Source organism: Marinobacterium zhoushanense (genome assembly GCF_014641945.1).
GTDB lineage: Bacteria > Pseudomonadota > Gammaproteobacteria > Pseudomonadales > Balneatricaceae > Marinobacterium_D > Marinobacterium_D zhoushanense.
In genome coordinates, this window is the sequence record NZ_BMIJ01000001.1 from 402,459 (window position 1) to 417,925 (window position 15,467).

At 59.4% G+C, this 15,467-nt stretch carries 10 protein-coding genes; 2 read left to right on the plus strand and 8 right to left on the minus strand.

Translation table 11 applies throughout. From position 1 onward, the window contains the following. Window positions 1-12 precede the first annotated feature (12 nt). The 8 genes from IEX40_RS01920 to IEX40_RS01955 form a co-directional block, all read right to left on the minus strand. Window positions 13-1,386: a DUF1329 domain-containing protein gene (locus IEX40_RS01920; RefSeq protein ID WP_188745412.1), complete on the minus strand. Its 1,374-nt coding sequence runs from the start codon at window positions 1,384-1,386 to the stop codon at window positions 13-15. A gap of 12 nt (window positions 1,387-1,398) precedes the next feature. Then, window positions 1,399-3,060: a DUF1302 domain-containing protein gene (locus IEX40_RS01925; RefSeq protein WP_188745413.1), complete on the minus strand. Its 1,662-nt coding sequence runs from the start codon at window positions 3,058-3,060 to the stop codon at window positions 1,399-1,401. Window positions 3,061-3,494: 434 nt separating this feature from the next. After that, window positions 3,495-4,895, minus strand: coding sequence for an aldehyde dehydrogenase (locus tag IEX40_RS01930; RefSeq protein ID WP_188745414.1), 1,401 nt, complete (start codon window positions 4,893-4,895; stop codon window positions 3,495-3,497). 24 nt (window positions 4,896-4,919) lie between these two features. Beyond that, window positions 4,920-5,804, minus strand: coding sequence for an acetoacetate decarboxylase family protein (locus IEX40_RS01935; protein WP_188745415.1), 885 nt, complete (start codon window positions 5,802-5,804; stop codon window positions 4,920-4,922). 143 nt (window positions 5,805-5,947) lie between these two features. Beyond that, window positions 5,948-6,781: a 4Fe-4S dicluster domain-containing protein gene (locus IEX40_RS01940; RefSeq protein WP_188745416.1), complete on the minus strand. Its 834-nt coding sequence runs from the start codon at window positions 6,779-6,781 to the stop codon at window positions 5,948-5,950. Further along, a complete protein-coding gene (locus IEX40_RS01945) occupies window positions 6,774-9,782 on the minus strand; it encodes a molybdopterin-dependent oxidoreductase (protein WP_188745417.1) in 3,009 nt (1,002 codons plus the stop codon). The genes IEX40_RS01940 and IEX40_RS01945 overlap by 8 nt, the downstream gene beginning before the upstream one ends. 121 nt (window positions 9,783-9,903) lie before the next feature. Next, window positions 9,904-10,761, minus strand: coding sequence for a fumarylacetoacetate hydrolase family protein (locus tag IEX40_RS01950; RefSeq protein WP_188745418.1), 858 nt, complete (start codon window positions 10,759-10,761; stop codon window positions 9,904-9,906). A gap of 42 nt (window positions 10,762-10,803) precedes the next feature. Beyond that, entirely contained in the window at window positions 10,804-11,739 is a 936-nt protein-coding gene (locus tag IEX40_RS01955; protein ID WP_188745419.1) for a VOC family protein, read from the minus strand. 348 nt (window positions 11,740-12,087) lie between these two features. On the opposite strand from IEX40_RS01955, the gene IEX40_RS01960 reads away from it, so the two are divergent. Both IEX40_RS01960 and IEX40_RS01965 read left to right on the plus strand, forming a co-directional pair. Continuing rightward, on the plus strand, window positions 12,088-13,269 hold the full coding sequence (locus IEX40_RS01960; protein WP_188745420.1) for an acetyl-CoA C-acyltransferase: 1,182 nt from the start codon (window positions 12,088-12,090) through the stop codon (window positions 13,267-13,269). Window positions 13,270-13,282: 13 nt separating this feature from the next. Further along, on the plus strand, window positions 13,283-15,328 hold the full coding sequence (locus IEX40_RS01965; protein WP_188745847.1) for an acetoacetate--CoA ligase: 2,046 nt from the start codon (window positions 13,283-13,285) through the stop codon (window positions 15,326-15,328). Window positions 15,329-15,467 lie beyond the last annotated feature (139 nt).

The window sequence follows — 15,467 nt, forward strand, 5'->3', positions numbered from 1 at the left end:
GCATCCCATCGATTAGCGCAGGCTCGCTCCGATCAAACCCGCAGGTGTGAAGATGCCGTCCTTATGCTTCTCAACAACACGGATCTGCGACGGGCTTTCATTCATCAGACGGTTGATGAACGCGGTGCCGGAGGTCAGATCGTAGACACCCCAGACCAGGCCTACGCTGGCGGGCACTTCAGGCAGTGTGATCGGTACCATGAACGGCACCCTCCAAAGCGCACCGCTGGAATCCCAGCGGTCGGCCAGCGCCGCACGCCAGGTATCCTCATCCAGGTAGTAGCGGGTACGCGGCGAGGTGTGTCGCTCGCCCTCTTTCAAGGTTGCTTCCACCACCCACACACGGTGCAACTCCCAACGCACATAATCGGGATTGAGATAGTGATCGCCCAGTACTTCGTCGTCACTTGCCGGGGTCAGAATCCTGTTGCCGTTGTACGGAATGTACATCTCCTGCTTACCCACCAGCTTCCAGTCAAACCGATCCTTGCGCGAGCTGAATACATTGACCTCATCGAAGCTCACGTTACCCGCTGAAAACGGCGTGGGAGTATCGCAGCAGGAGTTCGGCAATTTGCGAACGCGACGCTGGCCGGTCAGATAAACCCAGGTGCCGGTTTTACTCTCATCCAGGTTAAGACGTCCGATGATCCCCTCACCTGCCCGGATCGGCGGCCCCGAGTTGATCGAACGCACCAGCCAGTACTCCGAGTCGAAGTCGGCACGTTCGTTCTGTTCGTAGTAAGGAGCCTGCTCTTCGTTGCTTGACTCCAACACCATCACCTTCTGGCCATCACTGGTCAGCGTGTAGCCATGAAAACGGTCTATATTCAGCGCTGCCGGACGCCAGCGCAGTTCATGGTTCCACACTGCTTCGATCCCGTTCTCGGGAATGGGGAAAGGGATACCACCGTAGGCGAGTTCGGGCTGAGCGCCTGCTCCACCCTCTGCCAGCTTGGCAACGGTGGCATTAGTGAAAGTGTTGTCGTAGACCCACTGAGGCGCCGCTGCAGTACGCCGAGTGGGATACACATCCATGCGGAAGTCTGGGTATTTCTGCAGCATCGCCTTCATACCGTCCGAAAGCTTATCGGCGTACTCAGCCATATTGGCGCCAGTAATCGAGAACAGCGGTTTGTCAGCGGCGAACGGATCGATCCGTCGACCGTCGGCACCAAGCCCCTCGTCCTGATTCTGATAGCCGCCATCCCAGGCGGGAATACTTCCGTCTGCATTTCCGGCACGCTCGGCACCAAAGGGAGTCAGTTCACCCTTGAGACGTTCCGCCTGTTCAGCGGTAGCGGCACCGGCGATCGTCGGCACGCCAAGCAGCATGGCGGCAAGCAGGGACAGGGTTCGAAAATGGGCCGTTATTATAGTTTTCATTGCAGCATCTCCTTAGAAGGTGCGATTGATCGAGAAGCTCACAAAGTCACGATCTTTCATGTATTGCTGGTAGCTGTAGTTACTGCTTGAGGTCAGGAATTCGTCACTATCACCGAAGTAGTGGGTGTAGTTCACGCCCAGGCGCCAACTGTCGAGGTAGACGGCATTCAATCCGACGGAGATATCGCCGCCACCGTCAGCAGGGAAGGCTCCCGGCCCAAGCGCCATGGAACGAGACCCCTTAGGCGCCCAGCCAACCACCACTGGCACACTCAGATCCAGACCCGAGGTTACCTGGCGGTATTTCGGCTCCACCTTGAAGCGCAGCGCCACCGCGTCGCGCGTGGCGTTGGGATCAAGCGCTCCCTCATTCTTGGTTACGTTCAGCACGCGGTTCCAGGCGATTTCACCGACGAAGTCACCTTCCCTGAACAGGGCGTTGGGGGGCAGAGACCAGAGTGCAGAAAGGTTGATATGCGCCGTGTTGCCGACGGCGTACGCGGGGTTGTCGCTATTATCGGTTGCCGGACCGCCCAAGCCGCTCAGATCGAGCGCATTGGTGCTTGCCAGATCCTGATTGTGGCGATAGGACACCTCGGCTGCCAGGTTCACGTCACCAAAGGTTCGGCTCGCGCTGGCACCCACAGCCGTGATCCCCTCGTGGTAGACCTGGCGATAGGAGACCGGTGCCGGCCCGACAAACGGCACAACCCCCAGGTTAACTACCTGCTGGAAGTTCTTGCTATGGAAACGGATCAGATAGAGGCCGTAGTCGGTCTCCTCGCCCATGATGCGCAGCTGAATACCACCCTGCCCCGAGTTTTTCGCTTCATCATGTGACAGCTGGTTCGCAGTCAACCCCGGTCCGAGTATGATCGACTCGCCATCCGGCACCGTATCGGAACCGCCAAAATAGCTTCCCGCCACCGGCAGCCGGTTACCCTCCCACTCGAACTGGTAGTAGGCGGACATCGAAATTTCCGGGGTCAGCAGAACCTGGCCAGAGAGCTGCTTAACAGGCCGAATCGCCTCCTTGAACTGCGTACCGGGAACCGAAGCGAGTTTGACCACGTCCACTGGCGCCATACCGCCGGCAATGGCGTTGGCGCCAAAGAACAGACTTTCACCCCACACCTGTCCAAATTGACCGAGGCGCACCAAACCCAGCGCATCCCCAGCTTCAAAGCGGGTGGACAGGAATGCGTCGAGCAGCTCGACATCGCCACCGTGAATCTTTTTCGCTTCATCACTGAATTCGTTGTAGTCAACGGAAGAGAGGTTTGATGTCCCGTCATTGGGATGATCGTTACTGCCCTGATAGACATCGTCATACCAACCTGCCGCACTGAGTCGCATGCCGAAATCGCCATATTGCAGGTCCAGCTCGGACAGCAGATCGGCACGATTCGAGATCAGACCGCGATCGAAGTTCAGGTTCGCATCGTTGGCGTTTACCTGATCCGTCAGGTTGTCGTCGCGTTCGCCGACACGCCAGGCCGAGCTGTACTTGAGGGTATTATCCCAGCGAATGTTCAGGTCTGGATTGGAGGTATCGATCTGGAAGGCGCACGCCGTTCCTGCCGTCAATATTCCTGAAATTACGCCACCAACCATCAGACTGAGTTTCGAGCGTCGGAAGCGCTTTGATGCAGTTTTCGTTACAGCACCTTTCATGTTTTACCTCGCTTGAGCTTCACGGATCCTTTCCGCTACCGCCAATTTATTGTTATTTGTGCGAGCCATCCGGGGGCCACACCAAGTTACAAGCCAGTTGAACCACTATCCGGTGGTGTTCTCTGCAGGCGAATCACTATTTTTATCGATAAATTCACCTAAAGACAATATTACTCGATTTTAGTCGCTTTTCAAGCAAACAATAGACAGAGAAACAGCGTTATTTCACTGTTTTTGACAAAAAACGGCTTGAATGAACCCGATAATGGACCATTAAGACGGGACCAATAGGCAGATAATGACCGATGTTCTAGTTTTATCGATATTTATTTAGAATGGAGATCGACAGGTGATGCGATCGGCATCACGCATGCGGGCATCAAGACCTGCATGCGTGTGCCTCTCGGTTAATGCTTGGGTAGTAGGGTCAAAGATCAGATCGGGAAGTGACCGGGTTCGGTTTCGACGGTGATCCAACGCAGTTCAGTAAAAGCGTCGATCCCCGCCCGGCCGCCGAATCGTCCGTAGCCGGACGCTTTCATACCGCCGAATGGCATCTGTGCCTCGTCATGTACAGTGGGACCGTTAACATGACAGATACCCGACTGGATCTGTCGCGCCACCCTGAGCCCACGTGCCGTGTCTAGGGTGAAGACAGCGGCAGACAAACCATATTCAGTGTCGTTGGCCAGCTCGATCGCGTGCGCCTCGTCGCGAGCGCGAACGATGCCGACAACTGGGCCGAAGCTCTCGTCACGAAACAGCTTCATCTCCGGCGTGACCCTGTCGACAACATGGGCCGGCATCAGCACGCTCTGGGAGGTCTCGCCGCCAGTGAGCAGCTGCGCCCCCTTGGCCAGGGCGTCGTCGATCAGACCAAGACAATGGGCGACCGTTTTGGCATCCACCACCGCACCCAGGGGCGTATTGCCCTCACGCGGATCGCCTACCGGCATGCCCGCAACCTTTTCGGCAAACTTTGCCGCGAAGGCATCGGCGACGGATTCAACCACAATGAGCCGCTCCGTCGACATGCAGATCTGCCCCTGGTTCATGAAGGCACCGAACGCCGCCGCTTTCACTGCTTCGTCAAGATCGGCATCTTCCAGCACCAGCATCGGTGCCTTTCCGCCCAACTCCAGCAACACCGGCTTCAGGTGTTCGGCCGCGCGCTTGGCGATGATCTTGCCGACTGCGGTCGAACCGGTGAAGTTGATCCGCTTGACCTCGGGTGCGTCGATTAGCGCACCGACCACCTCGCCCGCATCCTCGGGCGCATTAGTGACAACATTGACCACGCCTTCGGGGAACCCCGCCTCGGCAAACGCCTCGACGATCAGCGCATGGGTGCGCGGACACTGCTCGCTCGCTTTGAGGATGACGCTGTTGCCGCACGCCAGCGCCACGGCGATGGCACGCACACCCAGGATGATCGGCGCATTCCAGGGAGCAATGCCCAGGATCACGCCCACCGGCTCGCGCAACGCCATGGCCAGACAGCCCGGCTTGTCGGACGGGATCACATCGCCGGTGATCTGAGTGGTCATGGCCGCCGCCTCACGCACGACGCCGGCCGCCAGGCTTAGATTGAACATCGCCCAGCCGGCTGTGGCGCCGATCTCGCTCATCATTGCGGCAACGAAGTCGTCCCGCCGTGCTTCCAGCGCATCGGCGGCCCTCATCAGCACCGCGCGTCGGGCATTGGGGCCCTGCTTCGACCACTCGACAAAGCCTGCCTGTGCCTTGGCTGCAATCGCCGGGATATCCGACGCCTGCATCGCCTCGGCGCTCGAGGCGACCTCTCCGGTCATTGGATTGATGCGTTCAAATTTCATCGCCACTTCCTCTATAAAACGTGCTTAGGCCGGCTCTACGACCCGCATCGTGTTGGTGGAGATCGCGATACCGGGACCGGAGAAGCTGACCAGTTCAGCTTCTACCACCTCGAGGATGTCGAGATCGGCGATGGTATTCACGAACGGGAACTGCAGCGGCAGCTGCTCGAAGGTCGCCTTGTTCCACTGCACAGCACCTTTGCCGCTCCAGCGGCGATAGTCGAAATCGTCCATGACGATATTGGCTGTCGATGCGCCCTTGGGCGCACCGCAGCAGACATACTCTACATCGGCACCGTCGCGTCCGAACGGGCTGGTGCGCGGCATATATTTGTAATAGAGCTGCGGACCGCCATCGGAGCCGGGCAGCACCTTGGCCGGGTTCTGCTCCTCGACCAGGTCGGACAATTCGATATTGAAGAAGGTGAAGTCCATCCAGCTGGCCGAGCAGCTGGCACGGCCCGTGTCGCGGTCCCAGTCGATCTCGGGGAATTCGGCGAACATCTTCGGAAAGCCCAGCTCCTCTCGGCCGGTCAGGATCGCATCCGGACGGCCTTCCCAGATGATCGGGCAGAAGTTGCCGTCAATGGTCTCCTCCTTGCCGACATAGGTCACCGGGAAGTCCAGCGACAAGATCCCGTAGCCCCGACCCGCAATCCAGTAGAGATTGCGGAACCAGGCACAGGACACCGACAGAATCGGCTCGCCGCGCAGCTTGAACCCGGGCGGCAGCAGGCGTTCCAGTTTCGCCGGATCAGTGCGATAAGCGACCCGCATCCAGTCCGCATTCATCGTCCCGGTTTCTTCCGGTTTCCACATCCGGCCTTCAGGATGCTGGCGTGGACCAACGGCGGGTCCAAACACGACTGGCATACGGTAGCGTGACCCAGGGTTAATCTCGCAAGTCATAACAAAACCTCTCTATTGGTGGCTGTTGCCACTTACATAAGACTGATAAAGGGCAGCTTTCGGCGGTGCCCCAAAGCCTCGGTTGCAGTTACGTAGTCAAGGGCGCTGGCGCAGAAGCGGAGCGCCCTGTGGGAATTGATGCGTTAGAGGGTAAAGGGCTCAAGAACAATACTTTCCGCTTTGAGATCGCACTGGACAGTCTTCGCATCCCCCGGCGCAGCACTTATCTCCAGGCAGTACACACCACTGTTCGGCTCCAGCCCGTCGAAACGGAAATCACCGAACAGATCGCTCGTGGTCCTGGCCAGTTCCTGCCCCTCCTTGACCAGAGCGACCTCAACCTGAGCGGCACAATCGAGCAAACCGTCACGCTCAAGCTGCAGGCTGCCGCCGATGAACACCTGGGTTTCACGGTACAGATTCTTGAAGTAGACCCGCGGCTTGAGTTCCGCCCGCTCCACCTCCAGCCCCAGCTCCTGGACCAGCGCCTGCATCTTCTCGTCCGAGACTTTCACCGAGCTAATCGCACCGGTCGGACAGACCTGCTCACAGCGCGGCATATTCCAGCCCTGATCCAGCAGATGGGCGTCGAAGATCCAGTTCTGCGGTAACTCCAGCTCCTCGTTCCAGATCACCGCACCATGGGGGCAGACCTCCACCAGGTCTTTGCGCCCCTTCGCCTTGACCGGATCGAAAATGACGATGCCATCGGGACGCTTGCTCACCGCGCCCTGGCCTTTTGCCACACAGGGCGCGTTATCGCAGTGCTGGCACAGCTTCGGCCTGTGCGCCACGTCAACCATCGCGGAACTGCCGCGGTAGGTGCTGTCGATGGCGATCACGCCTCTCCCCTGTTTGGGATGGGACGCTGAATAGCCGGGAAACTCGTTTCCGACATACTCGTCCTTGGCCGCCAAAACACAGTTGTTGCAGTTATGGCACTGCGCCACGTCGACAATCAGATTCCACTTATCCATGGGCCGCCTCCTGAACGCCATCTGTTTTGCTGGTTGCATCGCCAGGCCGGCTGCCATCCCAGCGCATCACCTCGACCAGGCAGGAGTTCGGTGACATGCTGCTTGTGCCGCGCTGCTGCGAGCGTGACGGCGTCAGGATATTCATGCAGCCGCCCACCTCCAGCTGCTCGCCATCTAGTTCACGCAGGTCATACTCGGCACTGGCCTCGAACGATTTCACCACGCCGTTGGCCACGCCGGAGGTGACATGGGCCGCGCACAGAATCGCGCCACGGTCGTTGAACACCTTGACCAGATCACCGTGCGCAATTCCCCGCGCCTCGGCATCCCGGGCATTGAGTCGTACCAGCCAGTAGTAGTGGCCGCCGATGCAGACACGGTGATCGGTAATATCCTGGGTAAAGCCGTTCTTGCCATCCACATGGGTGTGGAAGCTGTAACGCGAGTGGGTGGCGATCATCTGCAGTGGATACTTGCCGAACAGCTCCTTGCTGTGCGGGCCCTCCCAGGCCGGGATGTAGCGGTTCAGCACCGGACGCTCCGGGTTGTTCGGGTCCGAGCGCTTGAGTGTTTCCGGCATGAATTCGAGCTTGCCGCTGGGCGTCTGCAGCCCCTTGCCGAAATCCTCGGCCCATTGTGACGGCAGTGGCATCGCTTCCTGGATATCCTTCATTCGCCCTTCGGCAAACCAGCGGAAGTTCACCGGCGAGCGCAACGCCGGTTTCTCCGCCGGCACCACGTAGTAGCCCTTTTTGCAGAACTCTTTCCAACTGATCCGTTTCGACACGTCGCTGGAGTTGAATACCCGCTTGCACCAGTCAAGCTCCGAGCAGCCCTCGTTAAAGATCGCCCCCAACCCCAGACGCTGCAGGATCAGGCTGAAGATCTCATAGTCCGATTTCGACTCGCCCCGTGGCTCGATGCATTTGTGCTGCAGCGCAACGATGCGGTGGTTGGTGCCGTTGAAGCCGTGCGGCAGATAGCCGCCACCGGCTGCCCACTCGCCGATGTCGTAACGCTCGAACGCGGTACAGGCGGGCAGAATGATGTCGGCGAACTGGGCCTCGCCCTCCATCCAGATCGACTGGTTGACCACGCAGTCGATACTGTCATGCCGGTAGGCTTCTACCATCCGACTGGATTCGGTGAGGGTGCTGAAGTAGGAACCGCCATACTTGTAGATCATATGGATCGGCGAGTAGCCGGGCATCGGGTACTGGAACGGCGCGAACTGTAGCTCGGTTGCCACGCCATCCCACAGATAGCCCTCGGCCTTGCCGTTGATGATCGCCTCGGGCAGCTGCTGCTTCGGAATCATCTGCCGCACCGGGTTCATGGTGATCACATGCGGCATCTTCTGGTAGTTGTTGACGGCGTTGCCGTTGAACACCAGTTCGCCGGATATGCCGCCATCGGCATAACCGGGGAAATAGAACTCGTGATCCAGTGGCGTGCCCGCCTGCAGGTTACCCATGTTCACCCCCGGTTTGCCGAGGCCCTGCATCGCCATCATCATCACCATGCAGCGCGCCCACTGGGCACCGGTTGCGCCGCGCCCGGCACCGCCAAATCCGCTGCCGTTGGCGCCGGCGGCCAGGTAGGTCTTCTTGCCGCCCCACTGTCGTGCCAGGGCGCGTACCACCCTTGCCGGAACGCCGGTTTCCGGCTCCTGCCACTCCGGCGTTTTCGGCGTGCCGTCCTCCTTACCGAGCAGGTAATCGCGCCACTCCTCGAAGCCGGTGGTACGTTGCGCCACATACTCCTGGTCGTAGAGTCCCTCCGTCACCCAGACATACATGATCGCCTGCGCCAGCGCCGGATCGGTGGTGGGCTTGATCGGAATCCAGCGCCCGCCCAGCAGCTGGGCGGTCGGGTTATAGTGGGGGTCGATATGCACGAACTCGATGCCGAGCTCCTTCGCCCAGAGCCGGCGCTGGGTGCCTTCGAAGCCCATGTAGCCACCGTTGGTGGACTCGGCGTCGCAGGACCAGAACACCATCATTTCCGCTTCCTGCAGGCAGTCCTCCACCGTGCCGTAGTTGCCCGCTATACCGACCCGCTGACTGTGACCCCAGTGGTGCTGGGCGCCCCAGTACCAGCCCTCCCAGCTATCCGGATTCAGCGACAGGCGGGTAAAGCCGATCAGGTTGCCAAAGCGCAGCAGCGAGGAGAGGTAGTAGCCCACATTGCCCCACTGATGGTGGGAGCCATGGGCGATGGTCATCGAGCCGGGACCGTATTTCTGCTTCTGACGCTTGATCTCGCTGGAGACGATATCCAGCGCCTCGTCCCAGCTGATCCTCTCGTAACCACTGATGCCACGGTTTTGCGGATTGCGCTCGCCATTCGGGTCGAAGTCGACGCGCTTCATCGGATACAGCACGCGCTTGTCGGAGTAAACCACCGACTTCATCGACATGGCGTGGGGTGCCACCGTGGCCTTGCGCTTGGGGGTAAAGCGCTTGCCGCGTGCGTCGATGCTCCAGCTGTCGGCATCCTTGGCATCAAATTCGATCGGAGTGACCCGCAGAATCTTGTCATCCTTCACATGGACGAACAGCGGGCCACCGTTGGTCAGCGTGGTAAAGCGGCGCGAGCCGTCGGGCATGAGCGTGCCCTTTTCGATCAGACACTGCTGCGAGGCATTGAGCAGTTGGCCGAACCAGACGCACAGCGGGTCGGGGCCGATGAACATCACCTTGAAGTTCTTCGCGGCATGGACCACCTCGCCCATATCCGGATTAGCGTTCATCAGCTCAAGCGCGGTTTCCACATCCTTGAACAGCAGGGAAACGTCCGGCTTGCCTGGCGCCTTGGACGACGCGGTGATCTTGCCGTCCCGGATCGCGTAAAAGCGGCTGATGCTGCCATCTTTCAAACCGATCTGGGCGATACAGTTATGCCGGGACAGGAATGTGCGGAACTCTTCGCTCTTCTTGGCGGAGCGGTTCACCACCGGACCAAGCGCGAACAGTATTGTTTTTAGAACCAACTCTTTCATCGAACACCTGCTCCTGCGCCGCGAACAGCTCACGGTCAGGCCATGTTTTTATTTTTTTGCACAGACGCACCCTGGTGAGGGGCTTTCCTTAGGGTGCGTCTGTTTGGGAACAAGCCCCGGATCACTCGTCGACGATGGTGTTCTCGATGTGACCCAGCTTGTCGATCTCCACCCGTACCACATCGCCCGGCTGCAGGAATTTGTCCAGCGCAATACCGACGTTGGCACAGGTACCGGTAGCGATCAGATCGCCCGGCTCCAGCGTCATCACCTGTGACAGGTGGCTGATCTGCTGCCAGATGTTGTAGATCATGCCACCGGTCGAGGATTTCTGGCGCGGCTCGCCATTGACGGAGAGTCGCATCTCCAGATCATGCGGATCCTCAATCTCATCGTCCGTGACGATCCAGGGTCCGATCGGGCCGTGGGTATCGAACGATTTGCCCAGCGTAAAGGTGGGGCTGGCCGCCTGCCAGTCGCGTGCCGTCATGTCGTTGGAGACGAAGTACCCTGCCACCACACTGCGCGCATCCGCTTCACTGACATAGCGACAACGCTTGCCAATGACGACACCCATCTCGGCCTCATAATCGAGGCGATCCGACACCTTTGGCTTGACCACCGGATGATACGGGCCGGTGATGCAGGACACCTGCTTGTTGAACCAGAGCTGAGTGGTCGGGATGGGGATACCGGCCGCCCGCGCCTCCTCCGCATGGTCATGATAGTTCATACCGATCGCCATATATTTCTGCGGATCGTTTATCGGCGCTTCCAGCCGCACCTCATCCAACGCCAGACCCTTGCGGGCACCCGGCAGCTCGCGAGCGATCTCGTCGAGCATGCCCCGGCCGGCAGCGAAGATTTCGCGGATATTCGCCGGCACATGAGGTAACGCTGCAGGAATATCGTAGATACGACCGTCGGCAACGAGACCAACGGAGGTACGGTTGTTGTAGGTATAACGTGCTAATTTCATGAACTCTCTCTCTTTTCAGGCCCGTCCTGACTGGCGCTTCAGTTACTTAAAAAATTCTGGCTTCAGCTCCGGAGCCCACTGACACAGCTCACCACCACTCAGCGCCGCAGAGTTGACCGGGGTGTGCCGATTCACCAAATCGCCATCGGTCCAGTGCTCGACCTTGTGACCGAAGGGATCGCGCCAGTAATCGAACAACTGACTGCCCTGCACGTGGCGACCCACACCCCAAGAGTGTTCATGCGCGTTCTTGGCCAGGTGCTCGTTGCCCCGCATCAGATCGTCCAGATCGATCACCTCGAACGCGGTGTGATCGAAACGTGCCACGCCATCCTGGGCACCGATCAGCGCCAGCGTGTGGTGATCGGTGAACTGATCGCCCAGGTCGCAGTGCATGAATGCCGCGACAACATTTTCCGGCGCGCCGGCATAGTAGGTATCGGAGGGCGCGAAACCGAAGATCTCGCGGTAGAACGCAAAACTGCGGCTGAAATCGGCCACCAGCAACGCAATATGGCCGCAACGCATGACATGGGAAGGCCCCGGCGGAATACGTACCACCTCACCGAAACGCTGGCGCCCCGAAGCCGGATTCATCAACACCGGCTCACGCACCGACACCCGCTCCACGGGTTCGAAGCCGTAGATCACATCAATCTGGTTACCGTCTGGATCCTGCACGCGCACCCGCTTGCCGCCGCCCGGCTCCGTCACACGCTCCACTTCGCTGCCGAGGTGCGCCGCCAGTTTCGCCAGATCCGCCTCGCTCTGTGCCAGTAGCCCGAAGCCGAGCGTCTTGCGCTCGCCTCTTTCCGTCACATGGACGAAGGGCTGCTCACCGCAACCGCGCATATACAGGGCGTCGTCGCTGCGATGGGCGACACTCATGCCGAAATCCTTAAGAAAGCTTTCCATCGCATCCAGATCGGGCGCCTGGTACCGCACATAGGCGATATCTTTAACGTTAATTACCGACATCTTCTTTTTATCCTCTGTTTGGGCGTCGCTAATGGGTCGCTTGGCAGTCATTCCCAGCCAGTTCGACTTGGATAATGGCAATTTTTATCGATAAAATCAACTTTAAGCAAATTAAATCGAGTTTAATACCATGATCTCAGCCATGGCAGCGTGTTTCGACAGCTCAACCACTGCACGTGAAACAGGCTTGGATGCTGAAAAAGGCCGTCAGACGACAAGGGGCAGAGATGATCACTTGACTTTGAACTTTTATCGATTTCAAATGTTTTAAAGCCAATTAATCGATAAATATAACAATATGACTCGAATCAGATCTCAGCACCCGACTCCCGCACAAGGAGAGTGTCCATGAACGAAGCTGTCATCCTTGCCTACTCACGGACCGCCTTGACCAAGGCGTTTCGCGGCGGGTTCAACGCCACGCACGGCGCCACACTGGCAGCGGCACCGATACAGGCAGTTATAGCAGCCGCGGGAATACCGGCAGACAGGATCGAAGACATCATCCTCGGCTGTGGCTTCCCTGAAGGCACCACCGGCTTCAACATCGCCCGCCAGGCAGCACATCTGAGCGGTTGTCCGGACAGCGTCAGCGGTATGACCATCAACCGCTTCTGCAGCAGCGGCCTGCAGGCGATCGCACTGGCGGCACAGCGTGTTGCCACCGGTGAAGGCGAGAGTTATGTCGCCGGTGGCGTCGAGTCGATCAGCGCTGTAGCCCCGCATATGAACCGTCATATGCTGGAAGATCCAGTGCTCAAGGAGGCGCGCCCTAGTGTCTACTGGGAGATGATTCGAACGGCGGAAGAGCTCGCCAGGCGCTTGGACATCAGCCGTGAACGACAGGATGAGTATGCGCTTCGCAGCCAGCAGCTGGCGGCGGCAGCCTCGCGCAACGGACTATTCGACGAAGAGATCGTACCGCTCAACACCCGGATGGATATCTTCGACCCGAAGACCCGCGAACGGATTGAAACTCGTGACGTGCTCGTAGACCGGGATGAGGGGATCCGCCCCAACACCACAACCGAGGGGCTGGCGAATCTGCTGCCGGTCATCGACGGCGGCGTCGTCACGGCAGGAAATGCCAGTCAGCTCTCCGACGGCGCCGTCGCTACGGTCGTCACCAGCGCCCCATATGCCGAGTATCTGGGGGTGAGGCCTCTAGGTCGCTTCGTCGGCTTTGCCGTCGCCGGCTGCGAACCCGATACCATGGGTGCAGGCCCGATCTATGCGATACCCAAGCTGCTGGCCAGGCACGGTCTGAGCATCAACGATATCGACCTCTGGGAACTCAACGAAGCGTTCGCCGTACAGACCCTCCACTGTGCCGACATACTCCGCATCCCCTTGGATCGTCTCAACGTCAACGGCGGCGCCATTGCCCTGGGTCACCCCTATGGCGTCTCCGGCGCCCGTCTGGTCGGTTCGGGCCTGCTGGAGCTGCGGCGGCGTGGCGGAAAATACCTGGTAGTCACCATGTGTATCGGTGGCGGCATGGGTGCAGCCGGTTTGTTTGAGGCGGTGTGAGGCGACTATGAATATGCAGAACAGGGATAAACAGACCGGGGATCAGCAGATAAGCGAATTCAGCGATCAGCCGATCTGGACCCCCGCCCCCGAGCGGATCCAGGCATCGAGGCTGACCGCTCTGCAGCGCTGGCTGGCCGACAACCGAGGGCTCGAGTTTGACAACTACGATGCGCTGTGGCGCTGGTCGATAGAGGATGCCGAAGGCTTCTGGGCGGCGCTATGGGAGTACTACGATATCCAGGCGACCACTCCGTACGCGCGCGTGCTAGCGGACGACCATATGCCGGGGGCGCGCTGGTTCGAAGGTGCGGAGTTGAACTTCGTCGAACAGGTTTTCCGTCATCGCGACCTCGCCACCCCCGCCATCGTCTATGACAGCGAGGTGTGCGGCAAGGGTGAGATCAGCTGGGCGGAGCTGGAACGACAAGTTGCCGCATTCGCCGCCACCCTGCGCATGCTGGGCGTCGGCAAAGGAGACCGGGTATGCGCCTACCTGCCCAACGTGCCGCATACCGTGGTGGGGTTTCTCGCTACGGCGAGCCTCGGCGCTATCTGGTCGATCGCCGCCCCGGAGATGGGCGTATCCAATATCGTCAACCGCTTCAGCCAGATCCAGCCCAAGATCCTGATCACCTGCGACGGCTACCGCAACCGTGGCAAGACGTTCGACAAACGTCAGGAGAGCATGCAGCTGATCGATGCCCTACCCAGCGTCGAGACGGTGGTCTGGACACCCCTGCTAGCGCCGGACGCTCAGGCTCCCGCAGGCTGCAATGCGCTGACCTGGACAAGCGCCATAACCGGTGACGCAACACTCGAACCGACACCGCTGCCGTTCGATCAACCGCTGTGGATACTTTATTCGTCGGGCACTACCGGCCTACCGAAGGCGATCGTACAGGGCCATGGCGGCATACTGCTGAATATGCTGCTGTCGCTGGATATCCACTGCGACCTCAACCCCGGCGAGCGCTACTTCTGGATCTCCAGCACCGGCTGGATGGTGTGGAACCTGCAGATCAGCGGCCTGCTGACCGGCTCCACCATATGCCTGTACGACGGCAATGTGGCCGGCCCCGGCCCCGAGGCTGACTGGTATCATCTGTGGCGCTTTGTGGCCGAGAATCGGATCAGCTTCTTTGGCGGTGGCGCCGCGTTTTTCGCCACTTGCCTCAAGCATCGGCTCGATCCGGCGCGACACTTCGATCTCAGCGCCCTGAAGTCGCTGGGTGCTACAGGCTCGCCGTTGGCACCCGATGCCTACCGGTGGATCTACAACCAGGTTAATCCGGATATCTGGCTATGCAGTGCGTCCGGTGGCACCGATATCGCCGGCACCTTCCTGAACGGTACCCCCGCCCTGCCGGTGTACGTCGGTGAGATGCAGTGCCGAACGCTGGGCGCATCGGTTTACGCCTTCGATGACGATGGGCAACCGGTATACGACAGCGTGGGCGAACTGGTTTGCACCCGCCCCCTGCCCTCGATGCCGCTCTATTTCTGGGGTGACGAGGGTAATCAGCGCTATATGGAAAGCTACTTCGACACCTTCACCAGTCGCGACGGCAACAAGCTCTGGCGCCACGGCGACTGGCTGAAACTGATACCGCGCCGGGAGTCGACCACCGCCATCATCTACGGCCGTTCCGACTCCACGATCAACCGCCAGGGTATCCGCATGGGCACAGCGGAGATCTATGCTGCCGTCGAAGCGGTCCCCGAAGTCGTCGACAGTCTGGTGGTGGATCTCGAGTATCTGGGTCGTGAGCCTCACCTGGCACTGTTTGTCTGCCTGCAGCAGGGGCTGACGTTGGATAGTGCGCTGATCGAGCGCATAAAAGATGCGATTCGTCAGAACGCCTCGGCCCGCATGGTGCCCGATGCACTGCTTCAAGTGCCAGAGGTTCCCCGCAATCTGACCGGCAAGAAGCTTGAGGTACCGATCAAGAAGCTATTGCTCGGCCACCCGGTGGAAAAGGTCGTAAGTCGCGACACCCTGGCAAATCCGCACGCCATCGATTGGTTTATCGATTTTGCTACTTCAAGAACCGGCTAACCCCTTCAGGTTTCAGCCCTCGGCCTCAGCTTGTCCAATACCGGCTACTGAGGTTTTTTAATGCAGCCTCGTGCGTTGTCCGGCAGCTTACCGAAAGGTACTGCCGGTTTTTTTGCTTTTTACTTGATTAATGATTTTA

What these genes read in the sequence shown, in the direction of transcription:
- IEX40_RS01945 (WP_188745417.1), bottom strand. Translation starts at nt 9,782, where the DNA reads ATGAAAGAGTTGGTTCTAAAAACAATACTGTTCGCGCTTGGTCCGGTG.
- IEX40_RS01920 (WP_188745412.1), bottom strand. Translation starts at nt 1,386, where the DNA reads ATGAAAACTATAATAACGGCCCATTTTCGAACCCTGTCCCTGCTTGCC.
- IEX40_RS01935 (WP_188745415.1), bottom strand. Translation starts at nt 5,804, where the DNA reads ATGACTTGCGAGATTAACCCTGGGTCACGCTACCGTATGCCAGTCGTG.
- IEX40_RS01940 (WP_188745416.1), bottom strand. Translation starts at nt 6,781, where the DNA reads ATGGATAAGTGGAATCTGATTGTCGACGTGGCGCAGTGCCATAACTGC.
- IEX40_RS01965 (WP_188745847.1), top strand. Translation starts at nt 13,283, where the DNA reads ATGCAGAACAGGGATAAACAGACCGGGGATCAGCAGATAAGCGAATTC.
- IEX40_RS01955 (WP_188745419.1), bottom strand. Translation starts at nt 11,739, where the DNA reads ATGTCGGTAATTAACGTTAAAGATATCGCCTATGTGCGGTACCAGGCG.
- IEX40_RS01930 (WP_188745414.1), bottom strand. Translation starts at nt 4,895, where the DNA reads ATGAAATTTGAACGCATCAATCCAATGACCGGAGAGGTCGCCTCGAGC.
- IEX40_RS01925 (WP_188745413.1), bottom strand. Translation starts at nt 3,060, where the DNA reads ATGAAAGGTGCTGTAACGAAAACTGCATCAAAGCGCTTCCGACGCTCG.
- IEX40_RS01960 (WP_188745420.1), top strand. Translation starts at nt 12,088, where the DNA reads ATGAACGAAGCTGTCATCCTTGCCTACTCACGGACCGCCTTGACCAAG.
- IEX40_RS01950 (WP_188745418.1), bottom strand. Translation starts at nt 10,761, where the DNA reads ATGAAATTAGCACGTTATACCTACAACAACCGTACCTCCGTTGGTCTC.